This window comes from Myxococcota bacterium (assembly GCA_041389495.1).
Classification (GTDB): Bacteria; Myxococcota_A; UBA9160; order UBA9160; family UBA4427; genus JAWKRT01.
This window is the reverse complement of sequence record JAWKRT010000001.1, coordinates 1780038-1797352: the sequence shown is the minus strand read 5'-3', so window position 1 is coordinate 1797352 and position 17315 is coordinate 1780038. Positions and strand designations below refer to the sequence as shown.

19 protein-coding genes are annotated in these 17315 nt (G+C 74.5%); 10 read left to right on the top strand and 9 right to left on the bottom strand.

Annotated features, from left to right (window positions below):
- Positions 1-15 precede the first annotated feature (15 nt).
- From ybgF to R3E88_07955, 5 genes are all read right to left on the bottom strand, one after another.
- Positions 16-774: a tol-pal system protein YbgF gene (gene ybgF / locus R3E88_07975; protein ID MEZ4216398.1), complete on the bottom strand. Its 759-nt coding sequence runs from the start codon at positions 772-774 to the stop codon at positions 16-18.
- A gap of 77 nt (positions 775-851) precedes the next feature.
- Entirely contained in the window at positions 852-2204 is a 1353-nt protein-coding gene (locus R3E88_07970; GenBank protein MEZ4216397.1) for a Tol-Pal system beta propeller repeat protein TolB, read from the bottom strand.
- Positions 2205-2305: 101 nt separating this feature from the next.
- Entirely contained in the window at positions 2306-3127 is an 822-nt protein-coding gene (locus R3E88_07965) for a cell envelope integrity protein TolA (GenBank protein ID MEZ4216396.1), read from the bottom strand.
- A gap of 42 nt (positions 3128-3169) precedes the next feature.
- Positions 3170-3580: a protein TolR gene (gene tolR / locus R3E88_07960; GenBank protein ID MEZ4216395.1), complete on the bottom strand. Its 411-nt coding sequence runs from the start codon at positions 3578-3580 to the stop codon at positions 3170-3172.
- A 3-nt stretch (positions 3581-3583) separates the two neighbouring features.
- The gene (locus R3E88_07955; protein MEZ4216394.1) at positions 3584-4297 is read right to left on the bottom strand and encodes a MotA/TolQ/ExbB proton channel family protein; all 714 of its coding nucleotides are present in this window, start codon (positions 4295-4297) and stop codon (positions 3584-3586) included.
- Between the two features lie 404 nt (positions 4298-4701).
- On the opposite strand from R3E88_07955, the gene R3E88_07950 reads away from it, so the two are divergent.
- From R3E88_07950 to R3E88_07930, 5 genes are all read left to right on the top strand, one after another.
- Positions 4702-6318, top strand: coding sequence for a leucyl aminopeptidase (locus R3E88_07950; protein ID MEZ4216393.1), 1617 nt, complete (start codon positions 4702-4704; stop codon positions 6316-6318).
- A 281-nt stretch (positions 6319-6599) separates the two neighbouring features.
- Positions 6600-6968, top strand: a complete 369-nt coding sequence (locus R3E88_07945; protein ID MEZ4216392.1) for a cytochrome c — start codon at positions 6600-6602, stop codon at positions 6966-6968.
- 122 nt (positions 6969-7090) lie between these two features.
- Positions 7091-8230, top strand: coding sequence for an RNA polymerase factor sigma-32 (locus tag R3E88_07940; GenBank protein ID MEZ4216391.1), 1140 nt, complete (start codon positions 7091-7093; stop codon positions 8228-8230).
- Positions 8227-8709, top strand: coding sequence for a DUF192 domain-containing protein (locus tag R3E88_07935; protein MEZ4216390.1), 483 nt, complete (start codon positions 8227-8229; stop codon positions 8707-8709). The genes R3E88_07940 and R3E88_07935 overlap by 4 nt, the downstream gene beginning before the upstream one ends.
- An 86-nt stretch (positions 8710-8795) precedes the next feature.
- Positions 8796-9488: a DUF4388 domain-containing protein gene (locus R3E88_07930; protein ID MEZ4216389.1), complete on the top strand. Its 693-nt coding sequence runs from the start codon at positions 8796-8798 to the stop codon at positions 9486-9488.
- Between the two features lie 34 nt (positions 9489-9522).
- On the opposite strand, the gene R3E88_07925 is transcribed toward R3E88_07930, so the two are convergent.
- The 3 genes from R3E88_07925 to R3E88_07915 are packed head-to-tail and all read right to left on the bottom strand — an operon-like array spanning position 9523 to position 12032.
- The gene (locus tag R3E88_07925) at positions 9523-10812 is read right to left on the bottom strand and encodes a DUF4124 domain-containing protein (GenBank protein MEZ4216388.1); all 1290 of its coding nucleotides are present in this window, start codon (positions 10810-10812) and stop codon (positions 9523-9525) included.
- A 21-nt stretch (positions 10813-10833) separates the two neighbouring features.
- Positions 10834-11367, bottom strand: a complete 534-nt coding sequence (locus tag R3E88_07920; GenBank protein ID MEZ4216387.1) for a molybdenum cofactor biosynthesis protein B — start codon at positions 11365-11367, stop codon at positions 10834-10836.
- Positions 11364-12032: a molybdenum cofactor biosynthesis protein MoaE gene (locus R3E88_07915; protein ID MEZ4216386.1), complete on the bottom strand. Its 669-nt coding sequence runs from the start codon at positions 12030-12032 to the stop codon at positions 11364-11366. Before R3E88_07915 ends, R3E88_07920 begins: the two co-directional genes overlap by 4 nt.
- 146 nt (positions 12033-12178) lie before the next feature.
- Here R3E88_07915 and R3E88_07910 point away from each other — a divergent pair, with 146 nt between their 5' ends.
- Complete coding sequence (locus R3E88_07910; protein MEZ4216385.1) at positions 12179-12424, top strand: NifU family protein; 246 nt, start codon at positions 12179-12181, stop codon at positions 12422-12424.
- A 67-nt stretch (positions 12425-12491) separates the two neighbouring features.
- Here R3E88_07910 and R3E88_07905 read toward each other — a convergent pair whose 3' ends face one another.
- The gene (locus R3E88_07905) at positions 12492-12917 is read right to left on the bottom strand and encodes a polymer-forming cytoskeletal protein (protein MEZ4216384.1); all 426 of its coding nucleotides are present in this window, start codon (positions 12915-12917) and stop codon (positions 12492-12494) included.
- Positions 12918-13133: 216 nt separating this feature from the next.
- Between R3E88_07905 and R3E88_07900 the strand changes: the two genes are divergently transcribed.
- The 4 genes from R3E88_07900 to R3E88_07885 are packed head-to-tail and all read left to right on the top strand — an operon-like array spanning position 13134 to position 17264.
- Positions 13134-14051 carry a hypothetical protein gene (locus tag R3E88_07900; GenBank protein ID MEZ4216383.1) on the top strand — a complete coding sequence of 306 codons (918 nt, stop codon included), beginning with the start codon at positions 13134-13136 and terminating at the stop codon, positions 14049-14051.
- Entirely contained in the window at positions 14048-15625 is a 1578-nt protein-coding gene (gene metG / locus R3E88_07895; protein ID MEZ4216382.1) for a methionine--tRNA ligase, read from the top strand. Before R3E88_07900 ends, metG begins: the two co-directional genes overlap by 4 nt.
- Before the next feature lie 5 nt (positions 15626-15630).
- Positions 15631-16458, top strand: a complete 828-nt coding sequence (locus tag R3E88_07890) for a TatD family hydrolase (protein ID MEZ4216381.1) — start codon at positions 15631-15633, stop codon at positions 16456-16458.
- Positions 16455-17264 (top strand): inositol monophosphatase family protein, encoded by an 810-nt coding sequence (locus R3E88_07885; protein MEZ4216380.1) that lies wholly within the window; start codon positions 16455-16457, stop codon positions 17262-17264. Before R3E88_07890 ends, R3E88_07885 begins: the two co-directional genes overlap by 4 nt.
- Positions 17265-17315: the final 51 nt, after the last annotated feature.

Below are 17315 nucleotides of genomic sequence, written 5' to 3'. Positions count from 1 at the left end.
GGCGACGCGCGCTCCTCACCCGGCCCGCGCCACCTCGAGCCGCTTCTTCGCCTCGCCGACGAGCGCCGAGTTCGGGTAGTCCGACAGGACGCGCTCGAAGGCGCGCTTGGCGGCCTCGTGATAGCCGGGCCCGAGCTCGAGCAGCGCCTCGCCCTGCCGGAACAGCGCGTCGGGCGCCTTGTTCCCGGTCGGGTACTTCCGCACGACGTCGTCGAAGCGGAGCACGGCCTGCTTGAAGTCCCCCTGCTTGAAATAACAATCGGCCATCCAGAACGTCGCGTCGTCGGCGTACGAAGAGGACGGATGAGATTGCAGGAACTGGGCGAACTGGTCAATGCAGCCCGCGAGGTCGCCGGAGCGCCAGAGCGCGTGGGCGGCGCGGTAGCTGCGGACCTCCTCGCTCGCCTGCGGCTCGGGCGGCGCCTCGGCGGGCTCGGCCGGCGTGCCGGCCTCGCGCGTCGCCGTCTCCTGGCGGGCGCGGCGCGCGTCGTCGAGCGCGTCGGCGGCCGTCTTCTCCGCGACCTCCACGCGCCCCTTCAGCGTCTTCACCTCGGCGCGCAGCGCCTCGACCTCGGCGTTCGCGTCGGCGAGCGCGGCGCGCCAGTCGCCGCTCGACGGCCCGCCCCCGCGCTCCATCTGCAGGACGCGCCGCTCGAGCTTGCGGTGCTCGGCGACGGTCACGCACGCGGCGAGCGGCGCGACGAGCACGACACAGGCGAGCGCGCGAATCCCCCGCGCGCGGCGCGCGGAGCGTCGTCCTCGGCGATGCGACATGACGGGCCTCCTCCCCCCGGTCCCCGATCGGCGCGGAACTCTAGCAGCCGCGGGCGCGGCGGCTCCGGCCGCCCCGCTCACCGCGGATAGGGGCTCCACGAGGGATGCGTGTTGTCGCCCATCGCCTGCGTCAGGCGCTCGAGGCGCTCGCCGCTGCGGTCGACGGTGTAGATGTCCGCGCGGCCCCGGCGCTTCGAGCTGAAGGCGATGCGGCGACCGTCGGGGGACCAGTGCGGTGTCTCGTCGCTCGAAGGGTGCTCGACGATCGGGAAGTTGACCTTGCCCTCCGGGTCGATCAGCCAGATGTCGAACTGCGAGCCGACGAGCGATTGATAGGCGATCCAGCGCCCGTCGGGCGACCACGACGGCGACGTGTTGTAGCCGCCTTGATAGGTGAGCCGGCGCGTGTCCGTCCCGTCGCTGTTCATGACGAAGATCTGCGGCGCCCCCGAGCGGTCCGACACGAAGGCGATGCGGGAGCCGTCGGGCGACCACGCCGGCGAGACCTCGATGGACGGGCCGTGCGTGAGCCGCTGCATGCGACGCCCGTCGCGCTCGACGCGGAAGATCTCGGCCGCGCCGTCGACGCTCGTGACGAGCGCGAGCGTCTGACCCGAGGGCGAGAAGACACCGCGGTACTTCGGCGCGCCGGGGAGCACGCCGCCCAGGATGCGGCCCGCGCGCACGTCGGCCGCGCGCGACGCGACGAAGAGGTCCGGCTGCTCGGCCGTGACGTAGGACGTGTAGAGGATGCCGTCGGCGCCCGGCAGCCAGTCGGGGAACGCCTTCACCGAGTTGCCGCGCGTCGCCGCGCGCACGTTCGAGCCGTCCGCGTCCATCACGACGATCTCGCGGTGGCCGCTGCGCGTCGAGACGAAGGCGATCTCCGTCGATGCCGCCCCGCGCACGCCCGTCACGGCGCCGACCACGTCGTCGGCGATGCGCAGGGCGGTGCGTTCGAGCACGGCACCCGGCCGCCGGTACGTCTCGTGGAAGAGCCGCACGCAGCGCGCGACCTCCCAGACCGCGACCTCGATCACCATGCGTCCGCTGGCGTCGTCGGGCGCGATCACGCCCTCGACGAGCGCGTCGGCGCCGCTCGTGCGCCACTCCGCGCAGTCGTCGCGCGTCGCGGCGAGCTCGGGGCGCGCGTCGCGCGGGCCGAGGAAGGCGGCGTCGGGGAGCAGCAGCGTGTCGTACGAGTACGCGATGCCACGGCGCAGACCGGCGTCGAGCGCGCCCGTGCGCGATGCATCACCGCCGCGGCCGCGATCGGCGAAACGCTGCAGGGCGACGTTGAACGCCGTGCGCCCGCCGGGCGTGACGACGATCGTCGGCACGTCCTCCTCGGCGCCCGCCGCGCGCGGCACGCCGGCCGCGAGGCACAGCGCGAGCGCGACCGCCCGCGCGACCGAGATCCAGCTCGCCACCCCCATCCTCATCCGCGTCTCTCCCCCCGGCCCGTGTCGCGCGTTCCCGGCGCGCGGCGCCGAACGGTCGCACCGCGCGGCGCGCGCGGCGCGTACCGCGATCACTCTTCCGAGAACCAGATCGTCTTGTCGCCCGCGCTCGGCGGCGGCGGCAGCGGGCTCGCCTGGCCGACCGCGCGCACCGCGTTGTCGTCGTAGCGCGGGTCGCCCGAGGAGCGCTGCACGGCCGGCGCGCCGATCACGGTGCCGTCGCCGAGCACGGTCACGCGCAGCAGCGCGCGCAGCCCGCTGCCGCGGAACTCGGTGGGCACGACCCAGCTCTTCTGGATGTGGCGCTTCACGGCGAGCTGCCAGGCCGCCAGCTCGGGGTCGACGCGCCCGGGCCCGCTCGGGCCGCCCGTCGCGGTGGCGGGCGCGTCGAGCGCCTCCTCGGCCGCGTCCTCGCTCGGGCTCGCCTCGCCCGCCTCGGCGCGCAGCGCGGCGAGCGCGTCCTCGTAGCCGAGCTCCTTCGGTCGCTCGCGCCGCACGGGCGGCGCGGGCGCGGGCTTCGCCTTCGCCTGCGGCGCCTCCTTGGGGAGCACCTTCGTCTGCGCCTTCGGCGGCGGAGGCGGCGCAGGGGCGACGGTCGGCTCGGGGGGCGGCGGCGCGGCCTTCGGCGGCGCGGGCGCGGGAGCCGGGCGGCCCGGCGCGGGGGCCGCGGCCGCGCGCGGCGCGGCGACGAGATCGATCGAGACGACCGGCGGGAGCTCCGACGGCCCGGGGCGCGGGCCGACCACGAGCAGCAGCAGCACGACCGCGTGGCCGATCGCGGAGCCGACGAGCCCGTTCTTCCACTCGCGCCGCCCGCGCTCGGCGCGCGCGCGCGCGAAGCGATCCCACGCGCTCTGCTGCAGGCGATCGATGCCGAGGGTCGCGGAGCTCACCGCCGCCCTCCGATGCCGATCGGCGCGCGACCGCCCACGGCGCTACTCGGCCTCGGTGACGACGCCGAGCTGCTGCGCGCCGGCCTCGCGCGCGGCGGCCATCGCCTTGACGACGGTGCCGTACGGCGCCGCGCGATCCGCGCGCAGGTAGAGCTCCTTCGCGCCGCGCGCCTCGAAGATGGCGGCGAGCTTCGCCTCGAGCTCGGAGAGCGGCACCTCGGTCTTGCCGAGCAGGTAGGTGCCGTCCTTCTTCACCGTGAGGATGAGCGGGTCGTCGGTGACGCGCAGCGGCTGCGTCGACGTCTTCGGCAGATCGACGTCGACGCCCTGCTGCATCATCGGGGCCGTCACCATGAAGATGATCAGCAGCACGAGCATGACGTCGACGAGCGGCGTGACGTTGATGTCGGCCATCGGCCGGCGGCGACCGCCGCGCGCGAGCGACGCGCCCACGCGTCAGCCCCGCTCGCGGCGCGCCGAGGCGCGCGCACCGGTCGCCTGCGCCGCGACGAGGTCGAGATCCTGCTCGAAGTCGCCGCGGAACAGGTCGATCGCGGCGCCGATCTGCTCGATGCGCGCGACGAACGAGTTGTAGAAGATCGTGGCGGGAATCGCGGCGAACAGGCCGACCGCGGTCGCGATCAGCGCCTCGGCGATGCCGGGCGCGACGACCGCGAGGCTCGCGCTGCCCGCGCGCCCGATGCTCTCGAACGACGCGATGATGCCGATGACGGTGCCGAACAGGCCGATGAACGGCGCCGAGCTGCCGGTCGTGGCGAGGAACGAGAGCCCGCGCTCGAAGCGCTGCGCCTCGCCGGCGGTGATCCAGCCGAGCGCCTTGCGCACGCGCCGCACCTGCTCGACCTCGAGCGCATCGACCGCGCCCCCGCCCTGCTTCTTGGCGATCTGCTGGAGCTCCGCGCAGCCGCCGAGGAAGACGGCGGCGAGCGGGCTGCGGTCGAGCTCGCGCGCCGCCTCGAACGCGCGGGCGAACTCCTCTTCGCGGTAGACCTCGAGGAACGCCTCGCTGTCGGCCTCCGCGCGGCGCAGCTCGCGCCACTTGAGCACGATGATCGCCCACGAGCCGACGGACATGCCGGCGAGCAGGAGCATGACGAGCTTCACGACGAGGCTCGCCTGCCAGATCAGTCCGATCAGATCGAGTTCCACGCGACGCTCCCCGCCCGCCTCGCGGCGCACTCCGCCCGCGGCGGAGGGCTCGCGGAGGAACGCCGGGCTCTCGATGTGCTCTCGGTGATGCGGCCCGAACGCGCTATGAACGGCGCCGAGCGCGAGCCCGCGACCCCGAGGAGCTCCCTGCCGATCCAGGGTCCCGACGATCCACGACGACTCGAGGCGACCGACCTCGCGAAGCCGCCCTGCGCGACTCCGCCCCCCGAACGGTCGGCGCGCGAGTCTATGCGAGGGCTCGGGGGCCATCAAGGAAGCGGGCGGGTCGCGCGAAGCCGCACGGGCCGCTCGGCTCGCGCGACGAGCCTTCGGAGGCGACGGAGCGCCGCGAGGCGCCGCGCCGGTGGAACGCGAGCGCCGCTTCCGGCGCGAGGGGGGAACGAATGAAGATCTCGGTTCGGAGCGCGGCGCTCGACGCCGCGAAGGCGGACGTCGTGGCGATCCCGCTCGCGTCGCAGGGCGCGGCCGACGGAGCGACCGGCGGCCGGCGCGGTGCGGCGCGCGCGAAGGCCTCGGCGAAGGCGAAGGCCGCGGTGAACGGGGCGAAGCCCGTCCTGTCTCCCGCCGCGCGCGCGTTCGATCGCTCGCTCGGCGGCGCGATCGCCGACGTCGTCGAGCGCGGCGAGTTCGCCGCGAGCGCGGGCGAGGCGCTCGTCCTCTACCCCGCTCCGGCGTCGAAGCGCGCGCGCGCGGCCGCGGCGCGGCCCGCGCGCGTCGTGCTCGTCGGAATGGGCGACGCGAAGGACGTCGACGCGCACGCGCTGCGGCGCGCCGCGGCGACGGCCGTGCGCCGCGCGACCGGCAAGCGCGTCCGCTCGCTCGCGATCGCCGCGCCCCGCGTTCGCGGCGTCGCGGCCGCGGCCGCCGCGCAGGCGCTCGCCGAGGGCGTGCTGCTCGGCAGCTACCGCTTCGATCGCTACAAGGAGAAGCGCGACGACGCGCCGCCGGCCGCGGTGACGCTCGTGATCGACGGCGCGACCGACGCGGCCGCCGCGCGGCGCGGAGCCGACGCGGGCGTCGCGATCGCGACGGCGCAGAACCTCGCGCGCGATCTCTCGAACGAGCCGCCGAACGAGCTGACGCCGGCGCGCCTCGCGACCGCCGCGCGCGCGACCGCGCGCGAGGTCGGCCTCCGCTGCCGCGTGCTCGAACCGGCGCAGATGAAGAGGCTCGGCATGGGCGCGATCCTCGCCGTCGGCCAGGGAAGCGCGAACCCGCCGCGCATGATCGTCCTCGAGCACGTCCCGAAGCGCCGCGCTTCGCGCGCGCCGACGCTGTGCATCGTCGGCAAGGGCATCACGTTCGACACGGGCGGCATCTCGATCAAGCCGTCCGCCGCGATGCACGAGATGAAGCACGACATGTCGGGCGCCGCGGCCGTCGTCGGCGCACTCCGCGCGGCGGCCGTGCTCGAGCTGCCGCTGCACGTCGTCGGCGTGATCGGCGCGGCCGAGAACATGCCGAGCGGCACCGCCTATCGACCCGGCGACGTCGTGCGCGCGATGAGCGGCAAGACGATCGAGATCCTCAACACGGACGCCGAGGGCCGCGTCGTCCTCGCGGACGCGCTCCACTACGCGATCTCGGAGTTCGAGCCCGATGCGGTCGTCGATCTCGCGACGCTCACGGGCGCGTGCGTCGTCGCGCTCGGGCCGTGGGCGACCGGCGTCTTCACGCGCGACGACGCCCTCGCGCGCGAGATCGTCGACGCGGGTGCGGCGTGCGGGGAGACGATGTGGCGCATGCCGCTCTTCCCGGAGCACGCGCGCGCGATGAAGAGCAGCGTCGCCGACCTGAAGAACGCGGGATCGCGCGACGCGGGCGCATCGACGGCGGCCGGCTTCCTCCAGGCCTTCGCGGGCGATCGCAGCTGGGCCCACCTCGACATCGCGGGCACCGCGTGGGGCGACAAGACGGCGGGATGGGACGTGCCGGGTGCGTCGGGCGTCGGCGTCCGCACGCTCGTCGCATGGATGGAGTCGCGCGCGCGATCGCGCTGAGCCGGGCGATCACTCCGCAACGTTTCGCTGCAGGCCCGTGTCGTTTGACGCAGGCATTGCCGCTCCGTACCTTGCGCGCGCCTCGACCCCCGGACGCGTCGCGCTCGACGCGCCTTTGCGCGTCGAGCGGTCGAACCCGAAGAGCCGTGCAGTGACGAAGTGACGAGGGCGTGGGGATCCGCGCGAATAAGTCCGGCACCCCTGCCCTCTGTGCGACCCGAACCGACGAACCCTCCGCGCGCGCGCGGAGCTCATCCGAACTGGACAAGGAGATCCGATCGATGACCCGCAAGATCGCAACGTGGATCGCGCTCGCCGCCTTCGCCGCGCCCGGCACCGCGCTCGCCGCCGACGTCGCGGCCGGCAAGACCAGCTTCGAGGCGAACTGCGCCTCGTGCCACGGGCCCGAGGGCAAGGGCGACGGGCCGGTCGGCGCCGTGCTCGACCCGAAGCCGCGCGACTTCAGCGTCGGCGACTTCAAGTACGACACGGACGGCGACGGCAAGGCCGGCACGGACGCCGACATCACGAACATCATCAAGAACGGCGCCGCGGCCTACGGCGGCAACGCGATGATGGCCCCGCTGCCGCACCTCGGCGACGAGGAGATCGCCAACATCATCGCGTTCATCCGCACGCTCAAGAAGTAGCCGCGCCTCGCGCGCCTTCGGAGCCTCGTGAGGGCGGGATCGGCCGGCGGCCGATCCCGCCCTCTTCGTTTCGCTACGTTGGCGCGACCCGTCCCCCGCGCCGAACCGCCGAGAGCCCGCCGGTGAGCCGAGACCCCCGCGAACGCGAGAGCCGAGAGGCGAGCGAGCTCGAGGGGGGAGAGCGCGCGCCCGCGCCGGGCGCCGACGCGACCGAGGACGCCGAGGAGCCGATCGCCCCCGACGAGATCGACGAAGTCGCGCCGCCCGACGGCGACGACGACGGCGACGAGCCCGATGACGGAGCCCCTGCGCGGCTCGCGCCGCGCGCCGTCCACCTCCCGGTGCTGGTCGAGGCGACGACCGCGCCCCTTCCGCTTCCCATGGCGGACACCGCCGACTTCCAGGGCGGGGACACCCTCACGCGCTACATGGCGCAGCTGCGCCACCACGCGCCCATCTCGCGCGAGGAGGAGCACGAGCTGGCGGTGCGGTGGCGCGAGCACGGGGACGTCGAGGCCGCGCGGCGGCTCGTCGTGTCGAACCTCCGCCTCGTGTTCAAGATCGCCATGGAGTACCGGCGCGCGTGGACGAACGCGCTCGATCTCATCCAGGAGGGCAACGTCGGCCTGATGGAGGCCGTGCAGCGCTTCGACCCGTATCAGGGCGTGAAGCTGTCGACCTACGCCGTCTACTGGATCCGCGCGTACGTGCTCAAGTACATCCTCGACAACATGCGCAGCGTCCGCATGGGGACGACGCGCGCGCAGCGCAAGCTCTTCTACCGGCTCAACCGCGAGCGCCGCGAGCTCGAGCGTCAGGGCTTCGAGGTCACGCCGAAGCTCATCGCCGAGCGGCTCGAAGTGAGCGAGCAGGACGTCGAGGAGATGCAGGCGCGCCTCTCGCGCCCCGACCTCTCGATGGATGCGCCGATCGGCGACGAGGACGGCTCCGCGACGTACGGCGACTTCATGAGCGCCGGCGGACCGAGCGCCGAGCGACAGGTGGGCGACGACGAGCTCCGCGGCGTGTTCGCCGAGCAGATCGCGGAGTTCAAGAAGACGCTCGCCGCGCGCGACCTGCAGATCCTCGAGGAGCGCGTGCTCGCGGAGGAGCCGCGCACGCTCGCCGACCTCGGCGAGGAGTACGGCATCACGCGCGAGCGCGTCCGGCAGCTCGAGGCGCGGCTCGTGAAGCGGCTGCGCGACCACATGAAGCAGGCGCTCGTCGACTTCGAGTACTACGCGCCGGACGCCGACGCGTGAGGCGCGGGCGGCGGGCGCAGGCAGCGGCGACCGCGCTCGTCGCGCTCGTCGCCGCAGCCGCGTGCGCCCGCTCGGAGGGCGCCGCCCGCCCGGACGCCTGGGTCGAGATCGATCGGGTCCGCGTCGCGGTCGAGCTCGCCCGGACGCCCGAAGAGCAGCGCCGCGGGCTCTCCGGCCGCGACGGCCTCGGCTGGGGAGAGGGAATGCTCTTCCTCTACCGTGACGCGGGATTCCAGCAGTTCTGGATGATCGACATGAGGTTTCCGATCGACATGGTCTGGATCCGGGACGGCCGGATCGTCGGCATCCATCACCGCGTACCGCCGCCCGCGGACGGCACTCCCCCGGACGCCCTCCCCCGCTACGCGCCGGGCGAGCTCGTCGACGCGGTGCTCGAGGTGCCGGCCGGGTTCGCGCAGGCGAGCGGGTGGGCCCGCGACAGCGCAGTCCGCTACGGGGGCGGCGCGCTCGCCCGCTAGTCGAGGGGCGCTGCGCCCCGGGCGCACGCATCCGCGGCCGATCCTGCGTTCAAGCTGCGCGCGCCGGCTGCCGTTGTAGGCCGGCGATGGAAGCCTCGCGCACCGCCATGCTGTTCTGCCCGCCGCTCCCGCCGCAGCGCGTCGACTCCGACGCCCCGGTCGCGATCGGGCGCCATCCGAGCTGTGAGTTCGCCATCCGCAAGAGCGACGTCTCGCGCCGCCACGCGGAGATCCGCGCCGTCGACGGCGGCTACGTGCTGCGCGACCTCGGCAGCACGAACGGGACGTTCGTGAACGGCGAGCCGGTCGACGGCGAGTGCCCGCTCTCGACGGGAGACCGCATCGAGATCGGATCGAGCACGATCACCTTCTGCACGCTCGACGCCGCGATCGACGACGCGCTCCTCGTCCCCGGCGAGGCGAAGACGATGATCTTCGAGCGCGCGTCGACGCGCGACGCGTTCCACGGTCAGCTCGCCGAGATCCCGCCCTTCGCCGTGCTCCAGGTGCTCGAGATGGGCGGGAAGACGGGACTGCTCGAGATCGAGGCGCCGAGCGGCATCGGCACCGTCTGGTTCCGCAACGGGCGGCCGGTCCACGCCGCGACGGAGAAGCACGCGGGCTTCGACGCCGCGGTCGCGATCGTGAACACCGACCGCGGGGCGTTCCGCTTCGAGGCGCAGGAGCTCGACGTCGAGCCGACGATCCGCGCGACCGTCACCGAGCTCCTGCTCGAGGCGAGCCGGCAGCGCGACGAGGGGCTCGCCGAGGGCCTCTGACCCGGACGCGCGCGGCACGTCCTCCCGCGCGGCGCTACGGCACGAGCGCGGGGAACTCGTCCGTGATCCGCCGCCGCACGCTGGCGTCGAGCCCGTCGGTATCGACGCCGAGCGCCTCGTGCAGCGCCTGGTCGATCGACCACCCTTCACCGAGCCGCTGCAGGAGCCGTGCGCGCTGCGGCGCCTCGGTGTGCGCCTCGATCCACTCGGCGGTCACGATCGCCTCGAGATAGGCCGCGCGCGCGTCGTCGCCGGCGAGCCCGCCGAAGCTCGGCGCGATGCGCCGGAGCGGGATCCACGCGTCGCCCTCGATCCGCGCGCGCAGCGCCGCGCGCTCGCTGCGCGTCGACGTGGGCAGCCGCCGCGCGCGCCGCTCGACGAGCTCGGCGAGCCCCTCGTTGAGCCAGTACGGCCGGTCGGCGCCGGTCTGCTCGCGGAAGAGCGCGTGCGTGTACTCGTGGAAGAGGAGCGCGCGCAGCGACTCGCCGGGGTCGGCCGGCGACGCCACGTGGATGCGCCCGTCGAAGAAGCCGACCGTCTTGAACGAGAAGCGATGGCGGTGGGCGCGCTGATAGGCGGCACTGCCGTAGAACACGACGCCGAGCGGCTCGCTCGGGACGACGCCGAGCGCCTCCGCGACGTCGCCGCGCGCCTCCTCGAGGTAGTGCAGCACCGTCGGTCCGTAGGCCGGACGGACGTCGAGCTCGGAGTCGAGCTCGACGCGGAAGTGCGAGCTCTCGCGCGCGACGAGGGCGAGCGGCGCACGCTCCGCGTCCGGGTCCGCGAGCCGCTGCTCGTCGGCGAGCGACGCGATGCGGTCGCGCGCGGCGTCGCGCCACTTCGCATAGCGCGGCGCGGTCGCGCGCCCGACGAACTCCGCGAGCTGCTCCTGCGCGCTCGCATAGCGACCGCGCTGGCGCTCGAGCTCCGCGAGATACCAGTAGGGCTCGGGGCGCCCCGGGTCGAGGCGGACGAGGCTGCGCAGCGCGGCGGTCGCGCGCGCGTGCTCGCCGCGCAGGATGTCGGCGCGCGCGCCCGCGAGCAGACGGGTGATGCGCGCGTCGTCGCCGCCCCCGGCGGCGGCGGGCGTGTCGAGCGGCGGACCGACCACGCCGTCGTCCCACAGCGCGCGCACGCGGTCGGGCGGCGCGTCGTCGGCGTCGTCGCGCGCATCCTGTGGCACGTCGCGCGGGTCGTTCGTCAGGTGCGTGACGCCGTCGTCATCGACCCAGACGTAGGCGTCCGCGCGCGCCGCTCCGCGCGGACCGACACAGACGACCACGAGACCGAGGAGCGCGAGGACGCGGCGGGCGGGCGCGATCACCCGCGCCTTGTCGGCCCCGGGCTAGCGCGTCTTGACGGCCTCGGCCGCGAGATGGCCGAGCTCCGGACCGACGAGCTTCTCGACCGCGAGCCGCACGGCGCCGCGCGAGCCCGGAATCGCGAACACGACGCGCCCGCGCGCGAGCCCGGCGATGGCGCGCGAGAGCAGCGCGGCCGAGCCGACGTCCTCGTACGACAACATGCGGAACAGCTCGCCGAAGCCCGGGATCTCGCGCTCGAGGAGCGGAGCGACCGTCTCGGGCGTGACGTCGCGCGGCGCGACGCCCGTCCCGCCCGTGAGCAGCACGGCCCCCACGCCATCGCGCGCGAGCGCCGCCTCGAGCGCGGCGCGGATCGCGGCGGGCTCGTCGGGCACGATCTCGCGCGCCGCGACGACGTGGCCCGCGGCGCCGAGCAGCTCGGCCGCGAGCGCGCCTCCGGCGTCGGTCTCGAGCGTGCGCGTGTCGCTCACCGTGATCACGACCGTCGCGACGCTCGCGACGGCCTCCCTGCGGTGGTGATGGTGCGCCGACGACGGCTTCGGGTCGCCGCTCATGCGTGATCGTCCACCCAGTACTCGCCCGACGTCGCCACCTCCTTCTTCCAGATGGGGACCGTCTGCTTGAGCGTGTCGATCGCGAAGCGGCACGCGTCGAACGCCTCGGCCCGGTGCGGCGCGGCGGCGACGACGACGACCGCGACGTCGCCGATCTCGAGGCGCCCCGTGCGATGCGCGATCGCGACGCGCGCTCCCGGCCAGCGGCGGGCGCAGTCGGCGGCGATCTTCTCCATCTCGCGCTCGGCCATCGCGGGATAGGCCTCGTACTCGAGGTACTCGATGTCGTTGCCGCGCGCGCGGTCGCGCACGGCGCCGACGAACGTGACGAGTCCGCCCGCGTCGGGGCCGGCCACGCGCGCGGCGACCTCGCGCTCGTCGAGCGGATGGCTCGAGATCGTGCAGAGGGGCGCGCGTCCCGCGCCGCCCGACACGGGCGGCAGGAACGCGACCTCGTCGCCGTTCCGGAGCGGCGTGTCGAGGCTCGCGACCTCGAGGTTCACGGAGACGGCGAGGCGCGTGCCGAGGTCGCGGAACAGCGCGTGATCGGCCGCGAGGCGATCGCGCACGACCGCGACGGTCGCGCCGTCGGCGAGCGTCATGGCGAGCTCCTTCGCGCCCACCTGCTCGCGCACGGATCCGAAGAGCTTGACGGTGACGTCCACGGCGGCGGGAGGCTAGCAAGCCGTGCGCAGGCGAGGCCCCGCGCCGTGCGCGGCGTCACCCGCGCGAGCGTCGACCGGAGCGACGGGCGCGCGCGGACGCCGACGCCGGGTCAACCCGGCGTGGGCGCGCGCCGAAACGCGCGCGCATGGAGATCCAGGGAAGGGGCCCGTCGCGGGCCGACGTCGAGAGCGCCATCGACCGCATCCGCCCGGGGCTCGTCGCCGACGGCGGCAACGTCGAGCTGCTCGACGTGGGCGCCGACGGCGTCGTGCGCGTCGCGCTCCAGGGCGAGTGCGCGCGCTGCCCGGCGCAGCCCGCGACGCTGCGCATCGCGATCGAGGAGCCGCTCCGCCGCTTCGTTCCGGGCGTCACGACGGTCGTGGTCGGCTAGCGCGACGGCGCCGCGCGCGGGCGCGCGCCGCACGGGGCGGGGGGCGAGAACGGTGGCGCGAGGGCCGCTAGCGCGGCGTGCCCGCGTCCTTCGGCGGCTCGACCTTCGGCGCCGGCTTCGCCTGCGGCTCGGGCCGCGTCATCTTGATCGCACCGTTGACGACCGCGCCCTCCTCGACGACGAGCGACGGCGTGTGCACGTCGCCCACGAGGCGGGCCGTCTTGTGGAGCACGAGCTGTCGCGACGCGTGGACGTCGCCGTGCACGGCGCCGCTGATGACGACGCTCGGCGAGTGGATGGTGGCCTCGATCTCGCCGCTCTCGCCGACGATCAGCGTGTTCTCGCTGCTGATCTCGCCGGAGAAGCGGCCGTCGATGCGGACGGTGTCCTTGAAGGAGAGCTTCCCCTCGAACTCCGAGCCCTGGTCGATGAATGCGGTCAGGTTGCCGAAGCCGCTGCTGCTCGGCGCGCTCGTGCTCGTCGCCGGTCCCATCGATCCGCCATCCTTGCCTCGACCGAACGCCATGTCCGTGCACCCCTCTCGTCGCGCGGAGATCGCCGCGCGGTGCGGCGTCGATCGGCATCGGGCACGCAACACTTGAGCGGGTCGACGACGCGGCGCGCGCCGGACTCCGTCGTCGCGACGGCCCGGTTCCCGTGCAGCTGCACGTCGCTTCCGACCGGACCGCCCGTGCTACGGTGCGCGCCCATGCCGGCCGTCCCGAGCGACCCCCGCACGCTGCTGCGCCGCGCGCTCGAGGGCGGTCGCATCCACTCCGGATACCTGCTCTCGGGCGCGACCGAGCCGGCGCGCGAGGCCGCGCTGTGGTTCGCGCGCGCGCTCGTCTGCCGGGGCGAGCGCGACGCCGATCGCCCGTGCGAGGCCTGTGGAGCGTGCGCCCGCAGCGGCCACGAGGCCGGGGACGACGGCGTCGAGATCGACGGCACGGGCCGCAGCGGCCCGTTCTTCCGGCACGTCGGCGACCACCCGGACCTCTACTGGGTCGACCGCGGCGCCGACGGCACGCGCGTCCGCATCGGCCAGGTGCGCGCGCTGCAGCGCGCGCTGCGGCTCGGCGCGAACGAGGGCGGCCGCTGCGTGGCCGTCATCGCCGACGCGGAGTGGCTCAACACCGAGGCCCAGAACGCGCTGCTCCGCCTGCTCGAGGAGCCGCCCGCGGACACGACGATCGTGCTCGTCGCCGCGAGCGCGGCCGCGCTCCTCGCGACGATCCGCTCGCGCTGCCAGCGCGTCGCGTTCCCCGTGGCGCGCACGCTCGCGCTGCGCGGCGACGACGCGAGCGAATCGGTCGCCGCGCTCGCCGAACGCCTCGACGGCATCGCACGCCTCGACGTCCCCGCGCTGCTCGACTGGGCCGAGGAGGTGCGCGGCGAGCGCGCGGCCAGCGCCGAGCTCGTGCGCGAGCTGCTCGCGACGGGCTCCGAGTGGCTGCGCGAGCGCGCGACGGCGCGCGTCCGCGACGGCGCCGCGAGCGCGCGCGCCGAGCTCGACGCCTTCGCGACGCTGAAGGCCTGCCGCCGGGACCTCGCCCAGCGCAACGCGAACCCGCAGATGGTGGCCGAGCGCGCCCTGCTCGCTCTGCACGCCGCGAGCCGCCCCGCATGACCCGCTCGTTCTACGTCACGACGCCGATCTACTACATGAACGGCGAGCCGCACATCGGCCACACCTACACGACGTGCGTCGCGGACACGCTCGCGCGCTACCACCGCATGTGCGGAGAGGACGTCTTCTTCCTCACCGGAAGCGACGAGCACGGCGAGAAGATCCTCGAGACGGCCGAGCGGGAGGGCGTCGCGCCGCGCGACGTCACCGATCGCTACTCCGCGATCTTCCGCGAGACGTGGACCGACCTCGGCCTCGGCTTCGACCGGTTCATCCGGACGACCGACGCCGACCACGTGCGGGCCGTGCAGCTCTTCCTGCAGCGGGTGCACGACGCCGGGCAGATCGAGTTCCGCGAGTACGAGGGGCAGTACTGCGTCGGGTGCGAGCGCTTCGTCACGGAGCGCGACCTCGAGAACGGCCGCTGCCGCGATCACGACCGCGTTCCCGAGCGCCGCTCCGAGGCGAACTACTTCTTCCGGATGTCGGAGCACTTCGCGTGGCTCGAGGCGACGCTGCGCGAACGCCCCGACTGGATCCGCCCCGAGCGCTACCGCAACGAGGTCCTCGGGATGCTGCGCGACGCCGCGGGCCTCGGCGACCTGTGCATCTCGCGTCCGAAGTCGCGTCTCGCGTGGGGCATCGAGCTGCCGTTCGATCGCGAGTACGTCTGCTACGTCTGGTTCGACGCGCTCGTCAACTACCTGACCGCCACCGGCTGGCCCGACGCACCGGGCTGGGAAGCGCGCTGGAGCGCCGCCGAGCACCTGATCGCGAAGGACATCCTGAAGCCGCACGGTGTCTTCTGGCCGACCATGCTGCACGCGATCGGCCTGCCGCTGCCGCGTCACGTCCACGTCCACGGCTACTGGAACGTCGACGAGCAGAAGGTCGCGAAGTCGCTCGGCAACGCGATCTCGCCGCGCGCGATGGACGAGAAGTACGGCTTCGAGGCCTTCCGCTACGTGCTGCTGCGCGAGATGAGCTACGGGCTCGACGCGAGCTTCAGCGAGGACGTGCTCGTCGCGCGCATCAACGCCGACCTCGCGAACAACCTCGGCAACTTCGCGAGCCGCACGCTCCACATGACCGCGCGCTTCGCGGAGGGTCGCGTGCCCACGCCCGGGCCCGCGGCCGCACCCGAGCGCGAGCTCGAGGCCGCCTTCGCCGACGCGGCGCGCGCGGTCGACGAGCACCTGCGCGCGACCGAGCCGCACCGCGCCCTCGAGGCCGTGCAGCGCGCGCTCGACGCGGGCAACCGCTACCTCGAGCAGCGCGAGCCGTGGAAGGCGGCGAAGGACGCCGCGCGCGCCGACGAGGTGCGCACCACCCTCTACACCGCGTGCGAGGCGCTGCGCATCGCGACGCTGCTGCTCGCGCCGTTCGTGCCGCGCAAGGCGGCCGAGCTGTGGCATCGCCTCGGCCAGGAGGGCTCGCCCGAGGACGCGCGCCTGCCCGCGGCGACGCGCTGGGGCGGGCTCGCGCCCGGCGCCGCGACGACCAAGGGCGAGCCGCTCTTCCCGCGCGTCGAGCCCGCGCCGTCCGACGCGGCGAAGCCCGCGCCGCGGAGCTAGGCGCCATGGAGCGGGACGTCCTCGAGCCGGCGCGCTGGGTCGACAGCCACTGCCACCTCACCGCGGATCGCTTCGACGACGACCGCGAGGCGGCGATCGCGCGCGCGCGCGACGCGGGCGTCGAGACGATGGTGGCGATCGGCTCCGGCTACGGCGCCGACGGGAACGGAGAGGCCGCCGCGCTCGCCGCCGCGCACGACGACGTCTTCGCGACGGCCGGCGTCCATCCGCACGAGGCCGCCGACCTCGACGACGCGGGACGCCGCGCACTGCGCGCGTGGCTCGCGCACGAGCGCGTCGTCGCGGTCGGGGAGTGCGGCCTCGACTACCACTACATGAACTCGCCGCGCGACGTGCAGCGCGAGGTCTTCGCCGAGCAGGTCGCCCTCGCGCGCGAGCTCGACCTCCCCGTCTCGATCCACGTGCGCAGCGACGACGAGAGCGCGTACGAAGAGCTCCTCGACATCTGGCGCGCCGAGGGGCGCGGCGAGCTCGCGGGCGTCCTGCACTGCTACACGGGCTCGCTCGGCTTCGCCGAGCGCGCCCTGCGCGAAGGGTTCTACGTCTCGTTCTCGGGCATCGTCACGTTCAAGCGCAGCGACGCGCTGCGCGAGGTGGCGCGCGCCGTCCCGCTCGAGCGGATGCTCGTCGAGACGGACGCCCCGTTCCTCGCGCCGGAGGGCCACCGCGGCCGGCGCAACGAGCCCGCGTGGACGCCGCTCGTCGGCGCCGCGATCGCGGCCGTGCACGGCACGACGGTCGAGCGCGTGGCGCTCCACACCAGCCGCAATGCGCGCGCGCTCTACCGGCTCGACGCGCGGGAGTCCCGATGAGCTCCGACCGCGACATCGCCGTCGCCCGCGCGCTCGCCGAGCGCCTCGCGCGCGAGGCCGGCGCCATCCAGCGCGAGCGCTACGAGACGACCTTCCGCATCGCGACGAAGGGAACGCCGACGAACCTCGTCACGGAGGTCGACCACGCCTGCGAGGAGCTGATCGTCGAGACGCTCGAACGCGAGCGGCCGGGCGACGCGATCCTCGCCGAGGAGGGCGGCGGCACCGAGCATCCCGACGCCGAATGGTGCTGGGTCGTCGACCCGCTCGACGGCACGACGAACTTCGCGCACGGCTATCCGCGCTTCTGTGTCTCGATCGGCGTCGAGCGCCGCGGCGAGCGCGCGGCGGCGGCCGTCTACGACCCGCTGCTCGACGAGCTCTACACGGCGACGCGCGGCGGCGGCGCCTTTCTCGGCCGCCGCCCGCTGCGCGTCTCCGCCGAGACGACGCTCGCCCACGCGCTCGCCGCCACCGGCTTCGCCTACGACGTCCACCGGAGCGAGGACGACAACCTCTCGAACTTCGCGCGCATGGTGAAGTCGACGCGCGCCGTCCGCCGCGACGGGAGCGCCGCGCTCGACCTCTGCTACGTCGCGGCCGGGCGCTTCGACGCGTTCTGGGAGTTCAAGCTCAGCCCCTGGGACGTCGCGGCCGGCATCCTGATCGTCGAGGAGGCCGGCGGGCGCTGCACGGACGCCGGCGGCGGAGCGGCGCCGCGCAGCGGCGTCGAGGTCGTCGCCAGCAACGGCGTCCTCCACGACGCCATCCTCGCCCTGCTCGAGCGGCACGGACAGCGCGCCTAGCATCGAACCCCGAGAGCGGGTGCGCCGGCACGATCGCGGGCTCCGGGGGTT